Source organism: Gilliamella sp. W8123, assembly GCF_016101085.1.
Lineage (GTDB): Bacteria > Pseudomonadota > Gammaproteobacteria > Enterobacterales > Orbaceae > Gilliamella > Gilliamella apis.
This window is the reverse complement of the sequence record NZ_JACFRE010000007.1, coordinates 89195-107099: the sequence shown is the minus strand read 5'-3', so window position 1 is coordinate 107099 and position 17905 is coordinate 89195. Positions and strand designations below refer to the sequence as shown.

Annotated in this window: 20 protein-coding genes; 8 read left to right on the top strand and 12 right to left on the bottom strand. The window is 33.6% G+C overall.

Going from position 1 to position 17905, the window contains the following annotated elements; all coding sequences use genetic code 11:
• Window positions 1–2 precede the first annotated feature (2 nt).
• The 6 genes from H3T56_RS09715 to cyaY all read left to right on the top strand — a co-directional run bounded on the left by H3T56_RS09715 (window position 3) and on the right by cyaY (window position 3295).
• Window positions 3–404: a DNA polymerase III subunit psi gene (locus tag H3T56_RS09715; RefSeq protein ID WP_034901402.1), complete on the top strand. Its 402-nt coding sequence runs from the start codon at window positions 3–5 to the stop codon at window positions 402–404.
• On the top strand, window positions 379–840 hold the full coding sequence (gene rimI / locus H3T56_RS09710) for a ribosomal protein S18-alanine N-acetyltransferase (protein WP_086354204.1): 462 nt from the start codon (window positions 379–381) through the stop codon (window positions 838–840). The genes H3T56_RS09715 and rimI overlap by 26 nt, the downstream gene beginning before the upstream one ends.
• Before the next feature lie 21 nt (window positions 841–861).
• Complete coding sequence (locus H3T56_RS09705) at window positions 862–1491, top strand: thiamine diphosphokinase (RefSeq protein WP_165755214.1); 630 nt, start codon at window positions 862–864, stop codon at window positions 1489–1491.
• 76 nt (window positions 1492–1567) lie between these two features.
• Window positions 1568–2365 carry a hypothetical protein gene (locus H3T56_RS09700; RefSeq protein ID WP_065614304.1) on the top strand — a complete coding sequence of 266 codons (798 nt, stop codon included), beginning with the start codon at window positions 1568–1570 and terminating at the stop codon, window positions 2363–2365.
• Entirely contained in the window at window positions 2366–2881 is a 516-nt protein-coding gene (locus tag H3T56_RS09695) for a surface-adhesin E family protein (RefSeq protein ID WP_086357035.1), read from the top strand.
• A 102-nt stretch (window positions 2882–2983) separates the two neighbouring features.
• A complete protein-coding gene (cyaY, locus tag H3T56_RS09690) occupies window positions 2984–3295 on the top strand; it encodes an iron donor protein CyaY (protein WP_065578010.1) in 312 nt (103 codons plus the stop codon).
• Window positions 3296–3355: 60 nt separating this feature from the next.
• Here cyaY and uvrD read toward each other — a convergent pair whose 3' ends face one another.
• The 12 genes from uvrD to H3T56_RS09630 form a co-directional block, all read right to left on the bottom strand.
• On the bottom strand, window positions 3356–5575 hold the full coding sequence (uvrD, locus tag H3T56_RS09685; RefSeq protein ID WP_065578011.1) for a DNA helicase II: 2220 nt from the start codon (window positions 5573–5575) through the stop codon (window positions 3356–3358).
• Window positions 5576–5758: 183 nt separating this feature from the next.
• Complete coding sequence (yigB, locus tag H3T56_RS09680) at window positions 5759–6472, bottom strand: 5-amino-6-(5-phospho-D-ribitylamino)uracil phosphatase YigB (RefSeq protein WP_065578012.1); 714 nt, start codon at window positions 6470–6472, stop codon at window positions 5759–5761.
• Entirely contained in the window at window positions 6472–7395 is a 924-nt protein-coding gene (xerC, locus tag H3T56_RS09675) for a tyrosine recombinase XerC (RefSeq protein WP_034901417.1), read from the bottom strand. The genes yigB and xerC overlap by 1 nt, the downstream gene beginning before the upstream one ends.
• 9 nt (window positions 7396–7404) lie before the next feature.
• Entirely contained in the window at window positions 7405–8139 is a 735-nt protein-coding gene (locus H3T56_RS09670; RefSeq protein WP_086320380.1) for a DUF484 family protein, read from the bottom strand.
• A gap of 57 nt (window positions 8140–8196) precedes the next feature.
• Window positions 8197–9021: a diaminopimelate epimerase gene (gene dapF / locus H3T56_RS09665; RefSeq protein ID WP_198192832.1), complete on the bottom strand. Its 825-nt coding sequence runs from the start codon at window positions 9019–9021 to the stop codon at window positions 8197–8199.
• A 117-nt stretch (window positions 9022–9138) separates the two neighbouring features.
• Window positions 9139–10392, bottom strand: a complete 1254-nt coding sequence (lysA, locus tag H3T56_RS09660; RefSeq protein WP_198192831.1) for a diaminopimelate decarboxylase — start codon at window positions 10390–10392, stop codon at window positions 9139–9141.
• A 12-nt stretch (window positions 10393–10404) separates the two neighbouring features.
• On the bottom strand, window positions 10405–10545 hold the full coding sequence (locus H3T56_RS09655) for a lipoprotein (RefSeq protein ID WP_108720888.1): 141 nt from the start codon (window positions 10543–10545) through the stop codon (window positions 10405–10407).
• A 390-nt stretch (window positions 10546–10935) separates the two neighbouring features.
• Window positions 10936–11826, bottom strand: a complete 891-nt coding sequence (locus H3T56_RS09650; protein WP_065578015.1) for an L-ribulose-5-phosphate 3-epimerase — start codon at window positions 11824–11826, stop codon at window positions 10936–10938.
• A 67-nt stretch (window positions 11827–11893) separates the two neighbouring features.
• Window positions 11894–12538 (bottom strand): 3-keto-L-gulonate-6-phosphate decarboxylase UlaD, encoded by a 645-nt coding sequence (locus H3T56_RS09645; protein ID WP_034901424.1) that lies wholly within the window; start codon window positions 12536–12538, stop codon window positions 11894–11896.
• A 14-nt stretch (window positions 12539–12552) separates the two neighbouring features.
• Window positions 12553–13251 carry an L-ribulose-5-phosphate 4-epimerase gene (locus tag H3T56_RS09640; protein WP_034901458.1) on the bottom strand — a complete coding sequence of 233 codons (699 nt, stop codon included), beginning with the start codon at window positions 13249–13251 and terminating at the stop codon, window positions 12553–12555.
• Window positions 13252–13254: 3 nt separating this feature from the next.
• A complete protein-coding gene (locus H3T56_RS09635) occupies window positions 13255–13728 on the bottom strand; it encodes a PTS sugar transporter subunit IIA (RefSeq protein ID WP_086320379.1) in 474 nt (157 codons plus the stop codon).
• A 24-nt stretch (window positions 13729–13752) separates the two neighbouring features.
• Entirely contained in the window at window positions 13753–15471 is a 1719-nt protein-coding gene (locus tag H3T56_RS09630; protein WP_233336039.1) for a PTS ascorbate-specific subunit IIBC, read from the bottom strand.
• A gap of 469 nt (window positions 15472–15940) precedes the next feature.
• Here H3T56_RS09630 and ulaR point away from each other — a divergent pair, with 469 nt between their 5' ends.
• Together ulaR and ulaG are read left to right on the top strand one after the other, a co-directional pair.
• Window positions 15941–16702 carry an HTH-type transcriptional regulator UlaR gene (ulaR, locus tag H3T56_RS09625; protein WP_034901429.1) on the top strand — a complete coding sequence of 254 codons (762 nt, stop codon included), beginning with the start codon at window positions 15941–15943 and terminating at the stop codon, window positions 16700–16702.
• A gap of 26 nt (window positions 16703–16728) precedes the next feature.
• Window positions 16729–17796, top strand: coding sequence for an L-ascorbate 6-phosphate lactonase (gene ulaG, locus H3T56_RS09620; RefSeq protein ID WP_198192829.1), 1068 nt, complete (start codon window positions 16729–16731; stop codon window positions 17794–17796).
• Window positions 17797–17905: the final 109 nt, after the last annotated feature.

Below are 17905 nucleotides of genomic sequence, written 5' to 3'. Positions count from 1 at the left end.
CAATGACACAAACTGATTGGTATCTTAAGCAATGTAATATTACTCAATATGTTTTACGCAATTCGACCGTATTCCAGGGAGAACTTGCGACTCATATAGACGAAAAAATTCGTTTAATTGTCGTTGCTAAACAAAAACCAACACAAAAAATATATTACGATATTTTAAAAGCCATCCGTTTAACAGAAGAACAAGTGTTATTTCTTACCCCTTCGCAATTAATTATTTCGGCGGATGAAGTGAAAATAGTGACATGGTTTATAGATGTGCTTAGCAATGAACCATGGCAAAATAATTTAACCATAAACACCAGTGATTTAGATTCGTTAGCGAAAGATCCACAACAAAAACGTAAACTTTGGCAGCAGTTATGTGAATATGAAAACAATTTCCATCCTGAATGAACATGATTTAACGGCAGCTTATGAGTTAGAGCTCATATGCCACCCTATCCCTTGGTCTAAAGAAACTTTTTTTTCAAATCAAGGTGAACGTTATATTAATCTTAAAATAACCGTTGATAATAAACTGGTCGGCTTTTGTATTTGCCAACAAGTTGCCGATGAAGCAACTTTATTTAATATTGCAATACATCCTGCCTATAGACAACAGGGATTAGCTAAAGCATTATTAAATCATTTAATTGATAATTTAACAGCCATAAACTCACCACAGGTTATTTCAACTCTATGGTTAGAAGTTAGAGAATCTAACACGCCAGCAATTGAGTTATATCATTCAATTGGCTTTAATCAAATAACAGTCAGAAAAAATTATTATCCAACTGTTGATGGTCATCAAGAAGATGCAATTATTATGGCTTATACATTAACACTATAAATTAATTTAATGGGAATAATCATGCCCCAAAAAACAGCATTACTATTTGTCAATGGTGAACCTCCAAAAGATATTCCTAGTAATATAAAAGATTATACTTATATTGCCTGTACTGATGGTGCATATCATAGCTATTTATTTAAATCAGCCGTTGAACCTGATTTTATTATCGGAGATTTAGATAGCATTGACTCAACTAGGGCAATTCCGTCAAAAACACAAATTATTCATACTCCAGATCAATCTAAGCCTGATTTCGAAAAAGCATTACTATTTTTAAATAGTAAAGGTGTTACAAAATTTACAATATATGGTGCATCAGGCGGAGCTAGTGATCATTTCTTAGGTAACTTGTCTACAGCTATGCAATACTATCACCAGTTCAAAATGTTGTTTTATGATAATTATTGCTATTTTTTCTTTGCTGATCATCATCAGATTATTGACCACGTAAAAAATCATATTATTTCGTTAATGCCATTGTCGACGGTAACTAATTTGACTATAACTGGCTTTGAATACCCCTTAAAAGATCAAACATTAGTTCTTGGCGGCTGCATTAGTTTACGTAACAAAGCCATTAATGATAAAGTAGAAATCTCTTTTAAAAACGGGGACTTACTAATTTTAGTTCAAAATAATTTGAATTAGATTGACACAAATATTTACATTACTTTACAATACTATTACAAACAATTAGCGTGATTTTGGTGAAAGGAACCGCTTTATGATAATAAAAAAACTTACTGTGCTTGTTTGTTCTTCTTTCGTTTCTTGCATGGCTCTGGCGCAGAACGATACCGTAAGCATTACAGATAAGATAGTAGATAGTTTTCTCGCTTGTGATAACCATTTTTTTGAACAATTGGCTGAAAATAAACAATTATTCAGCGAATATGTTGATTTAACAACAACAGATAATGTTACTTATATTCCTGTAGAATCAATTTATCAACAAAATAAAGATAAAGTTAATTTCAAAAAACCTCTTAAATACCACGGATTAACGATAACTGGCTATCAAAATATCTATATTCCAACCAATTTATCGGGACAATATTACTATTGGGGCTTTATCTTCGATAATAGCCAAGAGGAAATTACTAAAACACTTAATAATTTAAAATGGTTACAATATAATAACAATGTTTATATTGCCAATGCCAAAATTTATGATCGAAATGCAAAATCACCAGTATGGCAAGATAATCCCTACTCGATTGATGGTGTTGTCCCCAAACTTGGTACCATTGAAAAATCTCTTTATTTAGAAACTTTTACTGATAATCAAAACCGTATACTCTGTTCTATTCAAGGAGATATTAAGAAAGACATTCTTTATAAAGATCGCCCTGATATGAAACCACTTGATGAACAGATGGATAAAGTGCGTCAAGAAAAGATCAAAGCTTATAAATTGAAAAAACAACAAGAAAAAGAACAAAAAGAAGCTCAAGAAAAACAGTCTCAAACTCAACAAAATAAACCAATTGAAAATAGCTCAAAAGAGGGAGATAAAATTTAAATGAAAAAATTATGTTTATTTTTAATGCTCTTTTCTTTTACCGCTATCACTCATGCAGAAGAAAAGAAACCACTTACTGAAGCTGAATTAGCCTCTCAAGCTAAAGAGGTACAGGTAATGCTAAGTAATCCTAAAATTGGTGCTCAATTTACACCTCTATCTAAAACTGATGAGGACAACACTATTGGTTATTCTTATCTTGATAAAAATTCTATAAAGTTACATCCTTATAACAATAAAATTCGTATTTTTAAAGAAGTTTCTAATTATGTTCCAGCATTAGTTCAAAATATTGATAATGTAAAAACACCATATCACACTGTAGTTATTAATTATTATGCTAATTGTGATAAAAAAGAAATTGCAAAAGGTAAAATTGAACTTATCGAAAACTATTTTGCCGAAGGTAAATTGATAAACACTATTGATATTCCTAGTCGATGGATGAGAGCAGAAAAAGGCGATGAAAAGCATAAATTAATGGTTATTGCTTGTTCCTTACCATTAAACAGTTAGTTCCATTTTCATTCGTTTTTACACTCGCCACCTAGCGGTGGCAGAGTATTTTTTTTTATGCTAATATCAATTTATTAACTACAAAATTGTAATCACATCAATATGAATATCACGCAATTCCATGCCTTAACGGATCAACTTTTTTATCAAATTGAATTATATCTAGATAAATACGCTGACGAACATGATATAGACCTCGATTATGAAACTAACGGCAACGTTATTACCATTAGTTTTCCAAACAATAGTAAAATTATCGTTAATACTCAAGAACCACTTTTTCAAGTTTGGTTAGCAACACAAAAGCAAGGTTATCATTTTGATTTGATTGATGACAAATGGATATGTAATCGAACAGATCAACCATTTGAAGAGATATTTGCTTTATCAGTACAAGAGCAATCAGAGCAATAATAATCCAAAAAGGATACTAAGCTAAAACTTAGCATCCTTTAATTATTTAGAATCTATCATTTACATTAAGGTAAGATTTGCCAGCTTCACTACTAGCCATTTAACCCCTTCATGAATGAAAGCAATTTGCACTCGTCTATGCTCACCTTCACCATCTAAATTAACAATGGTACCTTCACCAAAACGATTATGCTTAACTTTCCTACCTAATGTGTATCCATCGCTTTCTTTTTTCTTCTTAATATATGACTTTTTACGATCTTGGTAGAACTGCTCATTTTTATTGGAAGAATCATTATTATATGATGTTAAATTAGCTCGAGAATTGATTTCTTGCAAATTTTCAGTTGGTAATTCAGCTAAAAAACGTGATGGCAAATTACGCTCCTCACGGCCATAAAGTCGCCTTGATTCAGACAAAGAGAGAGTTAAAAACTTACGAGCTCGGGTAATACCAACATAAGCTAAGCGTCTTTCTTCTTCCATTTTTTCTCGTTCTTGAGAGCGTAGTGCAGGAAAAAGACCTTCCTCTAAACCAACAATAAAGACATTGTCAAACTCTAAACCTTTCGCTGAATGTAACGTCATTAATTGCACCGAATCTTGTTGATTTACTACGTCACGGCTTTCAAGAGAGGTAAATGCTAAAAATGATTCTAAAACAGTCAAGGTTTTGCCAGTTTCATTGTCTTGAATTACATTGTCTTGGTTAACTCTAAAAAATTGCTCTGCAGATGAAACAAGTTCCTCTAGATTATCTAATCTAGCTTGTCCTTTAATACCAGGTTCTTGTTCATACATTTGCAATACGCCAGATAATTTAATAATTGCATCTAATTGTTTATAAAATGGTAATTCATTAACTTCGACATGAATAGATTCCATTAATTCTAAAAAACGACTAATACCTGAGCGTTGTCTTTCAGCTAAAGCATTTTTTTCGATCAGCATTAAACATGCATCCCATAACGAAATATTATTCTGCTTAGCACATAATCTAACTTTATCTAAAGTGACACTGCCTATGCCACGAGTTGGGGTATTTACCGTAGTTTCAAATGCCATATCATTATCATGGTCATGCAATAATCGTAAATAAGCTAAAGCTAATTTAACCTCTTGCCTTTCATAGAATCTTATTGAACCATAAATTTGATAAGGTATACCGGCTTGTAATAAGGTATCTTCAAAAATACGTGATTGCACATTATTACGATATAAAATGGCACAGCTAGCATAATTATGATTATCAGCATGATATTTTTTTATTTGACCTACAACAAATCGTGCTTCATCAATATCATTGAAACCAATATATAGTGAAATCTTTTCTCCGTCACCACTGTCGGTCCATAAATTTTTACCCAAACGATTGCGGTTATTAGCAATCAACTTATTTGCAGAGTCTAAAATAATGCCTGTCGATCGATAATTTTGCTCTAAACGAATGATTTCAGTTTCTGGATAATCATCGATGAACATTTGTAAATTATCAGCATTAGCTCCACGCCAACTATAAATTGACTGGTCATCATCACCAACAATCATTACGTTTGCTGTGTCACCAGCTAATTTTTTCACCAACCAATATTGAATTTTATTAGTATCTTGAAATTCATCTATTAATATATTTGAAAAACGATGGCGACAATAATTTAAAACAGTTTCATTACTACAAAGCAATTCATATGCTCTCAAAATTAACTCTGAGAAATCAACATAACCAACTCTATCACAAATTGCTTGATAATCACGATAAATTGTTTGCCACATTGCTTGTTTCGAATCTTCTGGTTTTAGATTATCTGCCCTAAGTCCTTTTTCTTTTTGCGTGGAGATAAAGTTAGCACACTCTTTTGGTGACCATTCCTTTTCATCAATTTTAAGTTCACGAAAAATTCGTTTGATAAGGCGGATCTGATCTTCACTATCAATAAGTTGAAAATTCTCAGGTAATTTAGCTTGTTGAGAAAACATACGCAACAAACGGTGGGTTAAACCATGAAAAGTTCCTACCCACATACCATTTAAGTATCCTTCACCAACTAAAGCTTGTATACGCTCTTGCATTTCAGCCGCCGCTTTATTGGTAAAGGTAACGGCAAAAATTGAGTTTGGTGAATAATTTTTTTCAACACACAACCAAGTAATTCTATGAACTAATACACGTGTTTTACCACTTCCCGCACCAGCAAGAACAATGGTGTATTGGCTATCAGTTGTAACAGCATTTTTTTGTTCAGTGTTTAGGTCGATTAATAATGACTGTTTATTTTCCATGATGTGTTAACCCATCGCAATTATAGCAAACATTAATTAGTATTAATGTTGTAAATGTTGTAAACGTTTTTAATTTTTTCATTGTATTTATAATTATTATAAGTAGGTATAAAAAAGAACAAAGACAGGCATTAAATGTAATAAACATTTAATGCCTGTCTTTTTATACATATATGCACTGAATTATAACAGATTATCTAATTCTGGCAATTGTGTTATTTCAATATGTGGTAAACATCTAGCATCTGAAAGATGATAAATATCCTTACCAAAAATATTAATCCAACAAGCTAAAAAACCATTATTGATCGCACCATTGACGTCTGTCTCCAAATTATCACCAACATGCAAAATATAATTATTAGGAATAGCTAATTTCTGAGCGGCTAAAGCAAAAATTTCGGGAAATGGTTTTGAGCGACCATCAGGACCACCTCTTAGCGAAAATTTAAAATAGTCACCTAAACCGATTCTGTTTATATCAACATTACCATTAGTAATCACACCTAATGGGTATTTATTGGCTAATTTAGTTAGTAATATATGTGTTGATTTAGGAACAACCATTTTATGACGCCAAAAATTAAAACAATCAATAGCCTCATCAATAATCTTGCTATATTCATTTAAAGGGATATTGGTTTTATTTAATAACGATTTGATTGTCTCAACTCGCCAATCTATAACATCATGATATATTTCTGGATTTACAGCAAGGACCAACTTTTTTTCTTGATAATATAAATCCAAGGTTAGATACTGTAATGGCTCATATTGTTGTAAGTTTTTTATCACTTCCTCTTCAGCTTTATCAACAATCGTACTATTGTCATATAAAGTGTCGTCAAGATCGAATGTGATTGCTTTAATGCAGTTAATTGAACGATAAAAGTGCATTATTTTCTTCCTCTTTTAGCTCTTGGATGAGCCGAATCATAAACTTCTGATAAATGTGAAAAATCCAAATGGGTATAAACTTGGGTGGTGGATAAATCCGCATGACCTAGTAATTCTTGTACTGCGCGTAAATCACCGCTCGATTCAAGCATATGAGTAGCAAATGAATGGCGCAGTTTATGCGGATGAATATGTGAACTTAATCCCTGCTTTACACCCCATTGTGCAAACCGTTTTTCAACATTTCGTGGTGATATACGCTTACCCAGTTTAGAGATAAAAACGGCATCATCTTGTGGATTTAAATCATTTCGCATAGTTAACCAGTGCTCAATCCATTTAATTGACTCTCGGCCTAAAGGTAATTTTCGCTCTTTATTACCCTTTCCTGTTACTCGGACTTCACCTTCAGTTAAATTTAATTCTCGGCAATTGAGACTCACTAATTCAGAAAGTCGTAATCCTGAGCCATACATTACTTCTAACATTGCTCTATCACGTACAGAAAGCGGATCACTATACTCAATATCAAGTAGTTGATTGATCTCATCGATATCAATATTTTTTGGAAGATGTTGACCCAATTTAGGGTTTAATACACCACGGGCTGGATTGGCTGAGATTTGATCGTTTTTAACCATCCAATCAAAAAAACTGCGTAATGCAGATAATCTTAATGATAAACTACGAGCTTGTAGGCCGGTTTGTCGACTGCGACTAATAAGTAACCTCACAGCAGATGAATCAATATCCTGCCATTTAGTAATATCTAAGCCTTCAGTTAAATCAATAAGCGCATAAAGTTGACGACGATAGTTAATTTGAGTATTTATACTAAGTTGTTTTTCAGATTTCAAATAATTTAAAAAATGCTCAACAGGCCCGGTTAAAAAAGAAGAGTAATTAGGATTAATTTTAACCATCATATTTCCTTACTTTTTTCGCATAATCCATTTTTCAATAAGAATTGGCAATATTTCACTGATCTTTTCTAACAACAAGGTTCCTTGTCCAGTCTGATAATGCTGAGGATCTGTACTCGTAAACATTAATAAACCAAGATCACCAAATTGCCCCAATAGTGATAAAGCTACAGAGCCAACATAACCATGTTTAGGTAATAAAAAATCTAATTCAGTTGTATTTAATGACCCCAAATAAAATTGGCTATACTGTAAATGTCTTACACGAATAAAATCAAACTGCGAGGAGTTTAAAGCTAAATAATGATAATTTGATGGTGCACTAAGTAACCATTTATCATCAAATAAATATAAATAGGCACCACTAAGTCCTAAATCTTTGGCCCAAATTTTTAAAGAATCTAATAATTCGTTTATATCTTTTGCTTTTATTAATTGAAATTGCAATTTTATTAACTGATTAAAGAGTAATTCGTTAGCACTTGCGTGCTCCATCAGTAATGTGATTTCTGACTCGAGTTGACTAATTTTATTACGTTGCCTTGCCATATGCCATTCAGGTAGTGAAATCATACCTCGCACAGGGTGTGGTACGCGCATGCGTTCAATATGAGTCGCATTTCGAATAAAAAAATCTGGGTTATCAATAATATATTGGCTAACCATTTCATCATTTAATTTAACAAATGATTTTTTTCGTCGCGGCTGTTTTAACTTCAATGTTTGTGTTTTTTTTACGACCATAATTTATTTCATTGTCTTTATGTAATCAGTTAATAAAATTCATAAAGTTTAGCGCAATTAAATAGCAATATAACCATCATATACATGTGTAGCTGGTCCAGTCATATAAAGCGGCGACTGATTACCTTTCCAATCTATTATTAATTTTCCTCCGGGTAGATTAACATTCACCCGCTGGTTTAATAATCCTTGATTAATGCCAACAGCAACAGCGGCGCAAGCTCCTGTTCCACAAGCTTGAGTTTCACCCACGCCTCTTTCATAAACACGCAAATTAATATTATCTCGATCAATAATATGCATAAAACCAATATTCGCTTTTTCAGGAAAGCGTTCATGTTGCTCTAATAGCGGACCTAAAGTTAATACTTGAGCAGTTAGCACATCTTCAACTTGAATTATACAATGCGGGTTCCCCATAGAGGCGACACCACATAAAACTGTTTGTTCTTGTGATCGAATAATATAAGTTTTTTCTTCTTTAATGGCTTTGAAAGGAATTTTATTAGGCTCAAAAATTGGTGTTCCCATATTAACCCGAACGGTTTCATCATCATTCACCGTCAAAACAATATTACCTTTCATAGTGCTGACTTTTAACACTCTTTTTTTAGTCAATCCTTTTAATCGCACAAAGCGAGCAAAGCAACGAGCGCCATTACCACATTGCTCAACCTCAGAACCATCGGCATTAAATATACGGTAATGAAAATCACTTTCAGGAGAATAAGGTGGCTCAACAATAAGTAGCTGATCAAACCCAATCCCTGTATATCGGTCTGACATACGTTTAATCATTTCACTTGAAAGATGAACATTTTGCGTTACTGCATCAATAACCATAAAATCATTACCCAGTCCATGCATTTTTGAAAAGTTCATCTCTAGTTACCTTTTATTGTAAATCATCAGTATTTATTACTTTTTCATCATATTTGTTTGATTATATGGATTTATCAAGCAAAATTTAGAAAACATATTTATCAGCTTTATAATGAATTATAATACTAATTCACCACGCCATAAATCATCAAAAGTTTCACGCTCTCGAATCAATTTATGCTGATTACCATTTTCAAGCATGACTTCTGCCGGTCGAGGATGACTATTATAATTAGATGCCATACTAAAACCATAAGCACCTGCACTACAAATAACTAACAGATCATCTTGTTCAACTGAGAGTTCACGTTGATAAGCTAATACATCACTAGATTCGCAAATTGGCCCAACAACATTATAAATCTTTTGGGTATTTGAATCTGTTGACTTTTTGGCTGGTATAACTTGCATCCACGCTTGATAAAGAGCTGGTCGTATTAAATCATTCATCCCGGCATCAATAATCGCAAAGTGATTACCATCTTGATGCTTAGTATATTCAACTTTAGTAATTAATAATCCAGCATTGGCAATGATTGATCTACCTGGTTCGAAAACAATTTCAAGTTCAGGATAATTTTTTAACTTTTCAATTAGTTTTGATACCAGTAATGTCGCTGATGGTGGCTGTTCATCATGATAACAAATACCTAACCCTCCACCTAAATCAATATGCTCAAGATGAATATTTTCTGCTGCTAGTTGGTCAACTAATGCCAATATACGATCAGCCGCGTCAAGAAAAGGCGATAACTCGGTTAATTGAGAGCCAATGTGACAATCAATACCGACTATTTTAATATTATTTAATGATGCTGCTTTACGATAAGTATCTAAAGCTAATTGATAACTTATACCAAATTTGTTTTCACGCAATCCTGTTGAAATATACGGATGTGTTTTTGCATCTACATCAGGATTAATCCGTAAAGAAATACTAGCTATTTTCCCTAATTGATGAGCAATATCATTGATACGATATAATTCAGGTTCTGATTCAACATTAAAACATTTAATTCCTACTTCAAGCGCACGTCTAATTTCAACAACTGATTTTGCAACCCCTGAGAAAACAATTTTTTTAGGATCAGCACCAGCTTTTAAAGCTCTCTCTAATTCACCTTGTGAAACAATATCAAAACCTGCACCAAGTTTAGCTAATAAGTTTAAAACAGATAAATTGCTATTCGCTTTCGCAGCATAACAAATCAAATGCTTCTTATTTTTTAGAGAATCTTGATAAGAATGAAATTGCTTAGTTATATGATCAGCAGAATAAACATATAAAGGGGTACCATATTGATTAGCCAAATCACAAATAGCAACGTTATCCGCCAATAAATGGCCATTTTGATAATGTAAAAAGTCCATTATATTATTCCTTTAAGCCAATTTATTTGTATCATTAGATTCAATAATTGCATTTGACTGATCTGCAGGATAATAAAGTGGACCTTTTAAACCACAGCCTAATAATGTGAAAATAACTAAAAAAAGAGAAAAGAGTTTTAGAGCGGATTTCATAAAATATTCGCAATTTAATCAGATTTATAATACAGACTATATTACACGATAGCCATATTCGTGCAAAGAACAAATCATTAAGTTTTCTAAGCAAGATACAAAAAAATTTGAATAATTTTATACTATTGATAATAAAAAGTTATATAAAAATTGAATATAAATTACAACGCTTACATCATAGTATTGCTGAAATTTAGTTCAATTAATGATAATTATTTTATTATTGATAATCAGAGAGTCTAAAAATAAAATTATAATAGCAACTAATAAATCTAAAGTTACCATAATTGGATTAACTATATATCTTCAAATGATTTATAAAGTATATCAATGCTCCATTTTTAGAATTCATGAAACATGGAACATTGATAATTCATGATTAGATAGAAATCAATTAAACAGAACAAATTCGGCATTCTCGGCTATGGTTTTGAGTCGTTTTTGAGCTGTTATAATGTTTTCTCTCCATTTATGATCTTTTGCCCACATTTCAATAACAAGCGGAGCAGTATAATTTATCTGTTTTAGTATTTTAAATATAGCAAGAAAATCAACCTCCCCTTCGCCAATAGTTAAATCTCTAAACTGACCAGAATAATTAGCTTTAACCTTATAAGTATCTTTTAGATGTATTTGAACAATGTGCTCTCGACTTAACATAAGCTCTGTACAGACATCATAATTCCAACCAGAAATATTCCCTACATCTGGATAAGCCATAAAATAAGGAGAATTGACCTCTTTTTTTAGAATTTCAAACTTACTGAGTGAATTGAGATAACTAGTATCCATGATTTCAACGGCAAGCATTATCCCCATTTTTTCAGCTTGTTTCGCTGACCACTGCATTCCCGCAATAAATCGCTGGTGAGTCTGTAAATTGGCTGGTTCATAATAAACATCATATCCAGCTAATTGAATTACCCTTATTCCTAGTTTATAGGCGAGTATCAGTGCTTTATTCATAATAACTTTGGCTTGCTGACGTATACTTTTATCGGCAGATCCAAATGGAAATTTACGATGAGCACTTAAACACATAGAATGCAATGGTAGTCCATATTGTTCACATAATCGCTTTAATCGATAAATCTCATCATCTGACCAATTAAGTCTTGCTCTTCGCTGTTCTGATTCATCAATTGATATCTCGATAAAATTAAATCCTAATGTTTTCGCTTCGTGCAGTTTTTCTTGCCAAGTAAGTTCATTAGGTAATGCCTTTTCATAAATACCAATATAATTAGATTGATTGGTCGGATTAATTGCAAATTTTGCCATAATAAAACCTAATAATATTTATTTGAACATCAAATATGCAGTCATTTTACTGACTGCATCGCATCTATTACCAATATTTAGCAATTTGCTCTCTTAAAGCTTGAGCAGTTTGTTTACCATTTTCACTAGCAAGAGCTCGACCAGCAATAAAGGCTTTGGTTTTAATTCCTGCAAATAGGTGAATATCCTCAGGAATAATTCCGCCCGTTATGGAAAGTTCAAGACCTAAATCTGACAATTGTCGCATTCTAACCAAATCATCCTCTCCCCAGCCAATACCAGCTAATTCAGCATCACGAGAACGATGATAAATAGCCTGTTTAATCCCCAATTTTCGCCATGCTTTGGCATCTTCTAGTGTCCAATGACCATATAATTCGATCTGAATTTCGCCATTAAATTCGTCAGCCACTTTTTTACATGCTTCAATGGTAGCGATATGCGCTGCAGCCGAAACCGTTAACCAGTTAGCCCCAGCTGAGAAAGCCATTTTAGCTAATATCGCTCCACCATCAGTCGTTTTTAAATCACAGACTAATATATGATTAGGATATAATTTTCTTAGATTTTTAACGCTTTCTATTCCTGCACCAAAGGCGAGAATAGTGCCAACTTCGATAATATCAACAAATCCTGAAACATTTTTTGCCACCTCCAATGCTGAGGTTAGTTCTGTTTGATCTAAAGCAATTTGTAATTTTGGTGTTGTCATGTTGGTTTCCTTATCTAATTTGATTTTTGGCCATAATAAGCATTAGCGCCATGTTTGCGAAAATAGTGCTTATCGGATAATGTTTGTTGAATTTTGATGGTTTGATTAAGTTGTCGAGTTGAAATTGCCATCATTGCGACTTCTTCAAGTACCACAGCATTGTGCACCGCATTTAAGGCATTTTTACCCCAACAAAATGGCGCATGACCAGAGACAATAACCCCAGGCATCGCCAGAGGATCAATACCGCGATGTTTAAATTCCTCGATAATAACTAATCCGGTATTTTTTTCGTAATCTGTGGCAATTTCACTATCAGTTAGTCGCCGGGTACAAGGTACATCACCATAAAAATAGTCAGCATGAGTGGTACCTAATGCAGGAATATCCAATTCAGCCTGTGCCCAAACGGTTGCATAGCGAGAATGGGTATGTACAATTCCGCCAATATTTGCAAATGCCTTATAGAGTTCGAGATGAGTTGCGGTATCACTAGAGGGATTTAGTTTGCCTTCGACAATTTCGCCGGTTAATGAAACCACAACAATATCATCTATGGTCATATCACAGTACTCAACCCCTGATGGTTTGATGGCCATGACTCCCTTTGCACGATCCACTTCTGATACATTTCCCCATGTAAAGGTGACTAAATTATATTGTGGTAGCAATAAATTAGCCTGTAGTACGCGTTCTTTTAATGCTTGAAACATCATTTAGCCTCCATTTAGCGCGCGATCGATAACCGCATAAACATCTTCTTTGCTGTTACAACGTCTCAATTTATCCAGATCAACACCTGTCTCACTATTTTCATCATCTAAAATTTGAGTCACTTCCATTAATCCTTCCATATGCTGATCAGAAGTACTGCCGGCGAGGGTAACTAGGACATCAACAGGATCTGCTTCCCCCTCAAAATAAACAGGTTTTTTCAAAGTTACTAATGCAAAAGCCGTACGATTAACGCCATCTTCTGGTCGAGCATGTGGCATGGCCAAATTAGGAGCAATAATGATATAAGGCCCCATGGTTTTAACGCATTGAATGATGGCATCATAATAACGAGGCTCAATCGCTTTAGACGCAACTAGCATATCTGTTCCTAACTTAACCGCGTCTTGCCAACTTGCAGCTTCTGCTTTAAGTAAAATAGAGTTATTTTCAATTAATGATTCTTTGAAAGCCATTGTTGGACTCCTTTAATATTCTGCCTATTTACCATTCACTTTATTGATAAGCTCAATAAGTTCATCGCCGAAAGTTTGAGGATTTAACATGTTTTGGACACCTAACGCATGTTGTCCTTCATTAACCTCGATTTCATGAATCAAATGTTTAGAAGCAACAATAATGTCGACATTAGGTAGTTTTGATTTGTAATCCGTAACTGCGCATGAATCCATGACATTTGCGATACCTTTTTTATCTAAATAATTGGCAATTTTCATCTTCATCATCATTGATGATCCTTGACCACTACCACAAACAGCAAGAATACGAATCGGTTGACCTTCACTAATTGCCACTTCATCCATTTTTTCAACTACGGCTTCATTAACATCATCATGAATATCATTGGTCGGTTGTTGTTTTTGTAAGGCTTCTTCAGCTCTTAATGATTTAGCTGCAAAGAACATATAGACCAGAGATAACGCAATCAAGACATAGATAAATAGATGAGAGAAAGATAAACCTTGTAAAATCGGCGGGAATAAGATTGCCCAATCAGCCATTCCCATCCAAGAATCAATTGGCGTACCATTTTGGGCGAAAATATTAATTACCCAAGCAGAGCCTAGAACCTCAACCATTCCCATAACAAAACAGAGTTTCATTACCGCTTTCCATCCACCATAATGATTGGCAAATACGCCAATGGTGGCATTAGAGAAAAACATAGGAATAAAACCAGGAATAATCATGATTGGCGATTTAAATACCAGTAAAAGCGCTATTGCTAAAAATTGACCTAATGCCCCCCAAATAAAACCAAATACCATGGCGTTAGGTGAAAAAGCATAGATAGCCGCACAATCGATAGCCAACACTGCATTTGGTATTAATTTTTCAGAAATTCCCTTAAATGCTTCAGATAACTCAGCTACAAACATTCTTACACCACCAACAATAACTTGGATGGCTACGGCAAATTTAAGTCCGGTTTCGAAAATGTAGATAGTCCAATGAGTTGACCCTGCCATTGTTTGTAAATTATCCAAACCAAATGAAAGAAGGATAATGCCGAAGAAGATTGTCATCACTATCGTTGTGGCAGCAATACTATCGTGGAAAATATGTAACCATTTTGGTAATTTTAAATTATCTACTGAATCATCTTTATCGCCCAATTTTGGCGCTAATTTCACTGCAATCCATGAACCAAGCTGCTGTTGGTGACCAATAGAAAAACCTGCGCCGCCAGTTACCGCTTCAGTCGGTTTAAACATCATATTTGAAAAAATTCCCCAATATAATGCCGTAATTATTGCTGAGTAGGTGATGGTTTCCCACATGCCATAACCAAATAGGAAGTAGAAAAGTGTAATTAAACCAACTTGTTGGAACATGATATGACCGGTCAACATGATGGTTCTAATTCCGGTGAAACGTCTAAAGATGACCAGTAAAATATTAATCGCTAATGCAAGTAATACTGCATAACCAACCCATGAATATTGTTCACCCATCCCCTTTTCGACAGCCACCATTGAGGCATAAGTATCGATAATCGATCCGGTTATACCATGATATTCGGAAAGTTTAGCAATAACGGGTTTAAATGTTGAAACTAAAACACCTGAACCAACTTGTAACAGCATAAAACCAACAATGGTTTTAATCGTGCCTTTTAAAATTGTGGTGATATCTTTTTTTAAAAGACAATAACCTAGCAAGGTAACTAGGCCCAGTAATAATGGTGCCTTCGTCATAACTTGACTATAAAAGATATAAAAAATGTTATAAATTACTTCCATATGTCCCTCTCATTGGTTATCGACATTTCTAACGTTAACGTTATTGTTTAGGTATCTATAACCTTCAAATGTCTTTTTTATAATTACCTATCGCAAAACTCATAGATGGAACTTCAACCTATTTAATATTATTCAGTTCGCTGAATAACATTTGTTATATTCTACAATCACAAACAATCATTCAATGATTGTTTGTGATTATTTTGATGTTGATCACTTTTCTAAATTTATTGACTTAGCAATTGTGATATCCATCACATTATCTTTAAAAAACAGAAGCAAAAATTAAAAATATAACTATTATTATCAATAAATTGAACTTATGATTATTGATATTAATATTTAAATAATTGACAAAATACAAAATGATAACTAACATCATTTTTAATCAAGTTTAATCATATTAAATTAATAAGAGGGTACAATGAACGAAATATCACGCCACACCCAAATAGTGGCAATGGTTAATGAAAAAGGGATGGTAAGAGTTACTGAATTGGTTTCTTATTTTGCAATATCACCAGCGACAGCCCGTCGAGATATTACAAAACTCGATCAGGACGGAAAAGTAAAAAAAGTTCGTAATGGCATTATGCGAATAGAAGTACAAAAACCAATTTGGGCACCGATAGGAAATAATAATACCGATCATTATCATGAAAAAGCACGTATTGCCATAAGAGCGGCGAAGTTGTGTGGAAGTGATGAAAATATAGTTATTAACTGTGGCTCAACGGCATTTTTATTAGGTCGTGAATTATGTGGTAAAAATGTTTCGATCATTACCAACTATTTTCCTTTAGCTTGTTACTTGATTGAACATGATCACGAAAACGTCATCATTATGGGAGGATTATATAATAAAACACAAAACATTATTCTAAATCCTATAGCAAATATAACTGATTCTTATGCAGGAAAATGGATGTTTACAAGTGGTAAAACATTAACACCAAATGGGCTGTATAAGAATGAAATACTGGGAGCGGTAGCTGAACAACAAATACTTGAAAAAATTGAAAAATTAGTAGTCGTTGTTGATAGTTCTAAAATAAATACCAAAGCAAATTCTGGCATGCTTTTTTGCCCGGTTACTAAAATTGATATTTTAATAACTGGCAAACAAGCAAATAAGGAAGTAATTGAAAGCATAAAGGAACAGGGCACAGAAGTGATTTTAGTTTAATAATTAAATTGTAAAAGGAACAAAGTATGAGTAAAGTAAACGAAATTACCAGAGAATCTTGGATATTAAACACCTTTCCTGAATGGGGAACTTGGCTTAATGAAGAAATAGAAACAACAGAAGTTAAACCTAATACGTTTACGATGTGGTGGCTTGCTTGTACAGGGATTTGGTTGAAATCAGCAGGTAATACTAATATCTCTGTCGATTTTTGGTGTGGTACAGGTAAAAAAACTCACGCAAATCCATTAATGAACAAACAACATCAAATGATGCGAATGGGTGGAGTACGTGAATTACAACCAAATCTTAGAACTAGCCCATTTGTTCTTGATCCTTTTGCAATCAAAGAGATTGATGCGGTAATGGCAACCCATGACCATGCTGATCATATTGATGTCAATGTTGCAGCAGCAGTCATTCAAAACTGCTCACCAAAAGTCAAATTTATTGGTCCTAAAGCATGTGTTGAATTATGGAAAAGTTGGGGGGTTCCTGAAGATCGCTGTATCGTTGCCAAAGTAGGTGAAACTATCCAAGTTGGTGATATTACTATTCGCGTTTTAGACTCTTTTGATAGAACTTCATTAGTCACTCTACCGAAAGGTGTTTCATCCACCGATAAATCCATATTAGATGGTATGGATGATCGTGCCGTTAACTATTTATTCGAAACCTCAGGCGGATCACTTTATCATTCTGGCGATTCTCACTACTCTAATTATTATGCCAAACATGGTAATGATCATAAAATTGATGTTGCTTTGTTATCTTATGGAGAGAACCCGCGCGGCGTAACCGATAAAATGACCTCATCAGACATTTTACGGGCGGCGGAATCATTAAATACTAAAGTAGTGATTCCATTTCACCACGATATATGGGCGAATTTCCAAAGTGACCCGCGTGAAATTGAAGTACTTTGGCGAATGAAAAAAGATCGTCTTGAATATCAATTTACACCATTCTTTTGGCAAGTTGGTGGTAAATATACTTATCCAACCGATAAAAACAAAATGCACTATCAACACTATCGTGGATTTAGAGATATCTTTACCGATGAACCTGAACTGCCATACCGTTCATTTTTATAATTAAAAAGCTAACTAATGTGGACTAGAACAACTTTCTAAGTCCACTTTTTTATTGTTTTTTCTATTTTGTTATATTCTAGTGAGAAAAGAGATTTCAACAAAACAATAA

Excerpts from the sequence above, each read along its gene's own strand:
- cyaY (WP_065578010.1), top strand. The coding sequence starts at position 2,984 with ATGAATATCACGCAATTCCATGCCTTAACGGATCAACTTTTTTATCAA.
- H3T56_RS09640 (WP_034901458.1), bottom strand. The coding sequence starts at position 13,251 with ATGTTTCAAGCATTAAAAGAACGCGTACTACAGGCTAATTTATTGCTA.
- H3T56_RS09645 (WP_034901424.1), bottom strand. The coding sequence starts at position 12,538 with ATGACAACACCAAAATTACAAATTGCTTTAGATCAAACAGAACTAACC.
- H3T56_RS09670 (WP_086320380.1), bottom strand. The coding sequence starts at position 8,139 with ATGGTCGTAAAAAAAACACAAACATTGAAGTTAAAACAGCCGCGACGA.
- ulaR (WP_034901429.1), top strand. The coding sequence starts at position 15,941 with ATGAACGAAATATCACGCCACACCCAAATAGTGGCAATGGTTAATGAA.
- yigB (WP_065578012.1), bottom strand. The coding sequence starts at position 6,472 with ATGCACTTTTATCGTTCAATTAACTGCATTAAAGCAATCACATTCGAT.
- H3T56_RS09700 (WP_065614304.1), top strand. The coding sequence starts at position 1,568 with ATGATAATAAAAAAACTTACTGTGCTTGTTTGTTCTTCTTTCGTTTCT.
- xerC (WP_034901417.1), bottom strand. The coding sequence starts at position 7,395 with ATGGTTAAAATTAATCCTAATTACTCTTCTTTTTTAACCGGGCCTGTT.
- H3T56_RS09635 (WP_086320379.1), bottom strand. The coding sequence starts at position 13,728 with ATGGCTTTCAAAGAATCATTAATTGAAAATAACTCTATTTTACTTAAA.
- H3T56_RS09695 (WP_086357035.1), top strand. The coding sequence starts at position 2,366 with ATGAAAAAATTATGTTTATTTTTAATGCTCTTTTCTTTTACCGCTATC.
- H3T56_RS09630 (WP_233336039.1), bottom strand. The coding sequence starts at position 15,471 with ATGACGAAGGCACCATTATTACTGGGCCTAGTTACCTTGCTAGGTTAT.
- H3T56_RS09650 (WP_065578015.1), bottom strand. The coding sequence starts at position 11,826 with ATGGCAAAATTTGCAATTAATCCGACCAATCAATCTAATTATATTGGT.
- H3T56_RS09705 (WP_165755214.1), top strand. The coding sequence starts at position 862 with ATGCCCCAAAAAACAGCATTACTATTTGTCAATGGTGAACCTCCAAAA.
- uvrD (WP_065578011.1), bottom strand. The coding sequence starts at position 5,575 with ATGGAAAATAAACAGTCATTATTAATCGACCTAAACACTGAACAAAAA.
- lysA (WP_198192831.1), bottom strand. The coding sequence starts at position 10,392 with ATGGACTTTTTACATTATCAAAATGGCCATTTATTGGCGGATAACGTT.
- H3T56_RS09655 (WP_108720888.1), bottom strand. The coding sequence starts at position 10,545 with ATGAAATCCGCTCTAAAACTCTTTTCTCTTTTTTTAGTTATTTTCACA.
- ulaG (WP_198192829.1), top strand. The coding sequence starts at position 16,729 with ATGAGTAAAGTAAACGAAATTACCAGAGAATCTTGGATATTAAACACC.
- rimI (WP_086354204.1), top strand. The coding sequence starts at position 379 with ATGAAAACAATTTCCATCCTGAATGAACATGATTTAACGGCAGCTTAT.
- H3T56_RS09715 (WP_034901402.1), top strand. The coding sequence starts at position 3 with ATGACACAAACTGATTGGTATCTTAAGCAATGTAATATTACTCAATAT.
- dapF (WP_198192832.1), bottom strand. The coding sequence starts at position 9,021 with ATGAACTTTTCAAAAATGCATGGACTGGGTAATGATTTTATGGTTATT.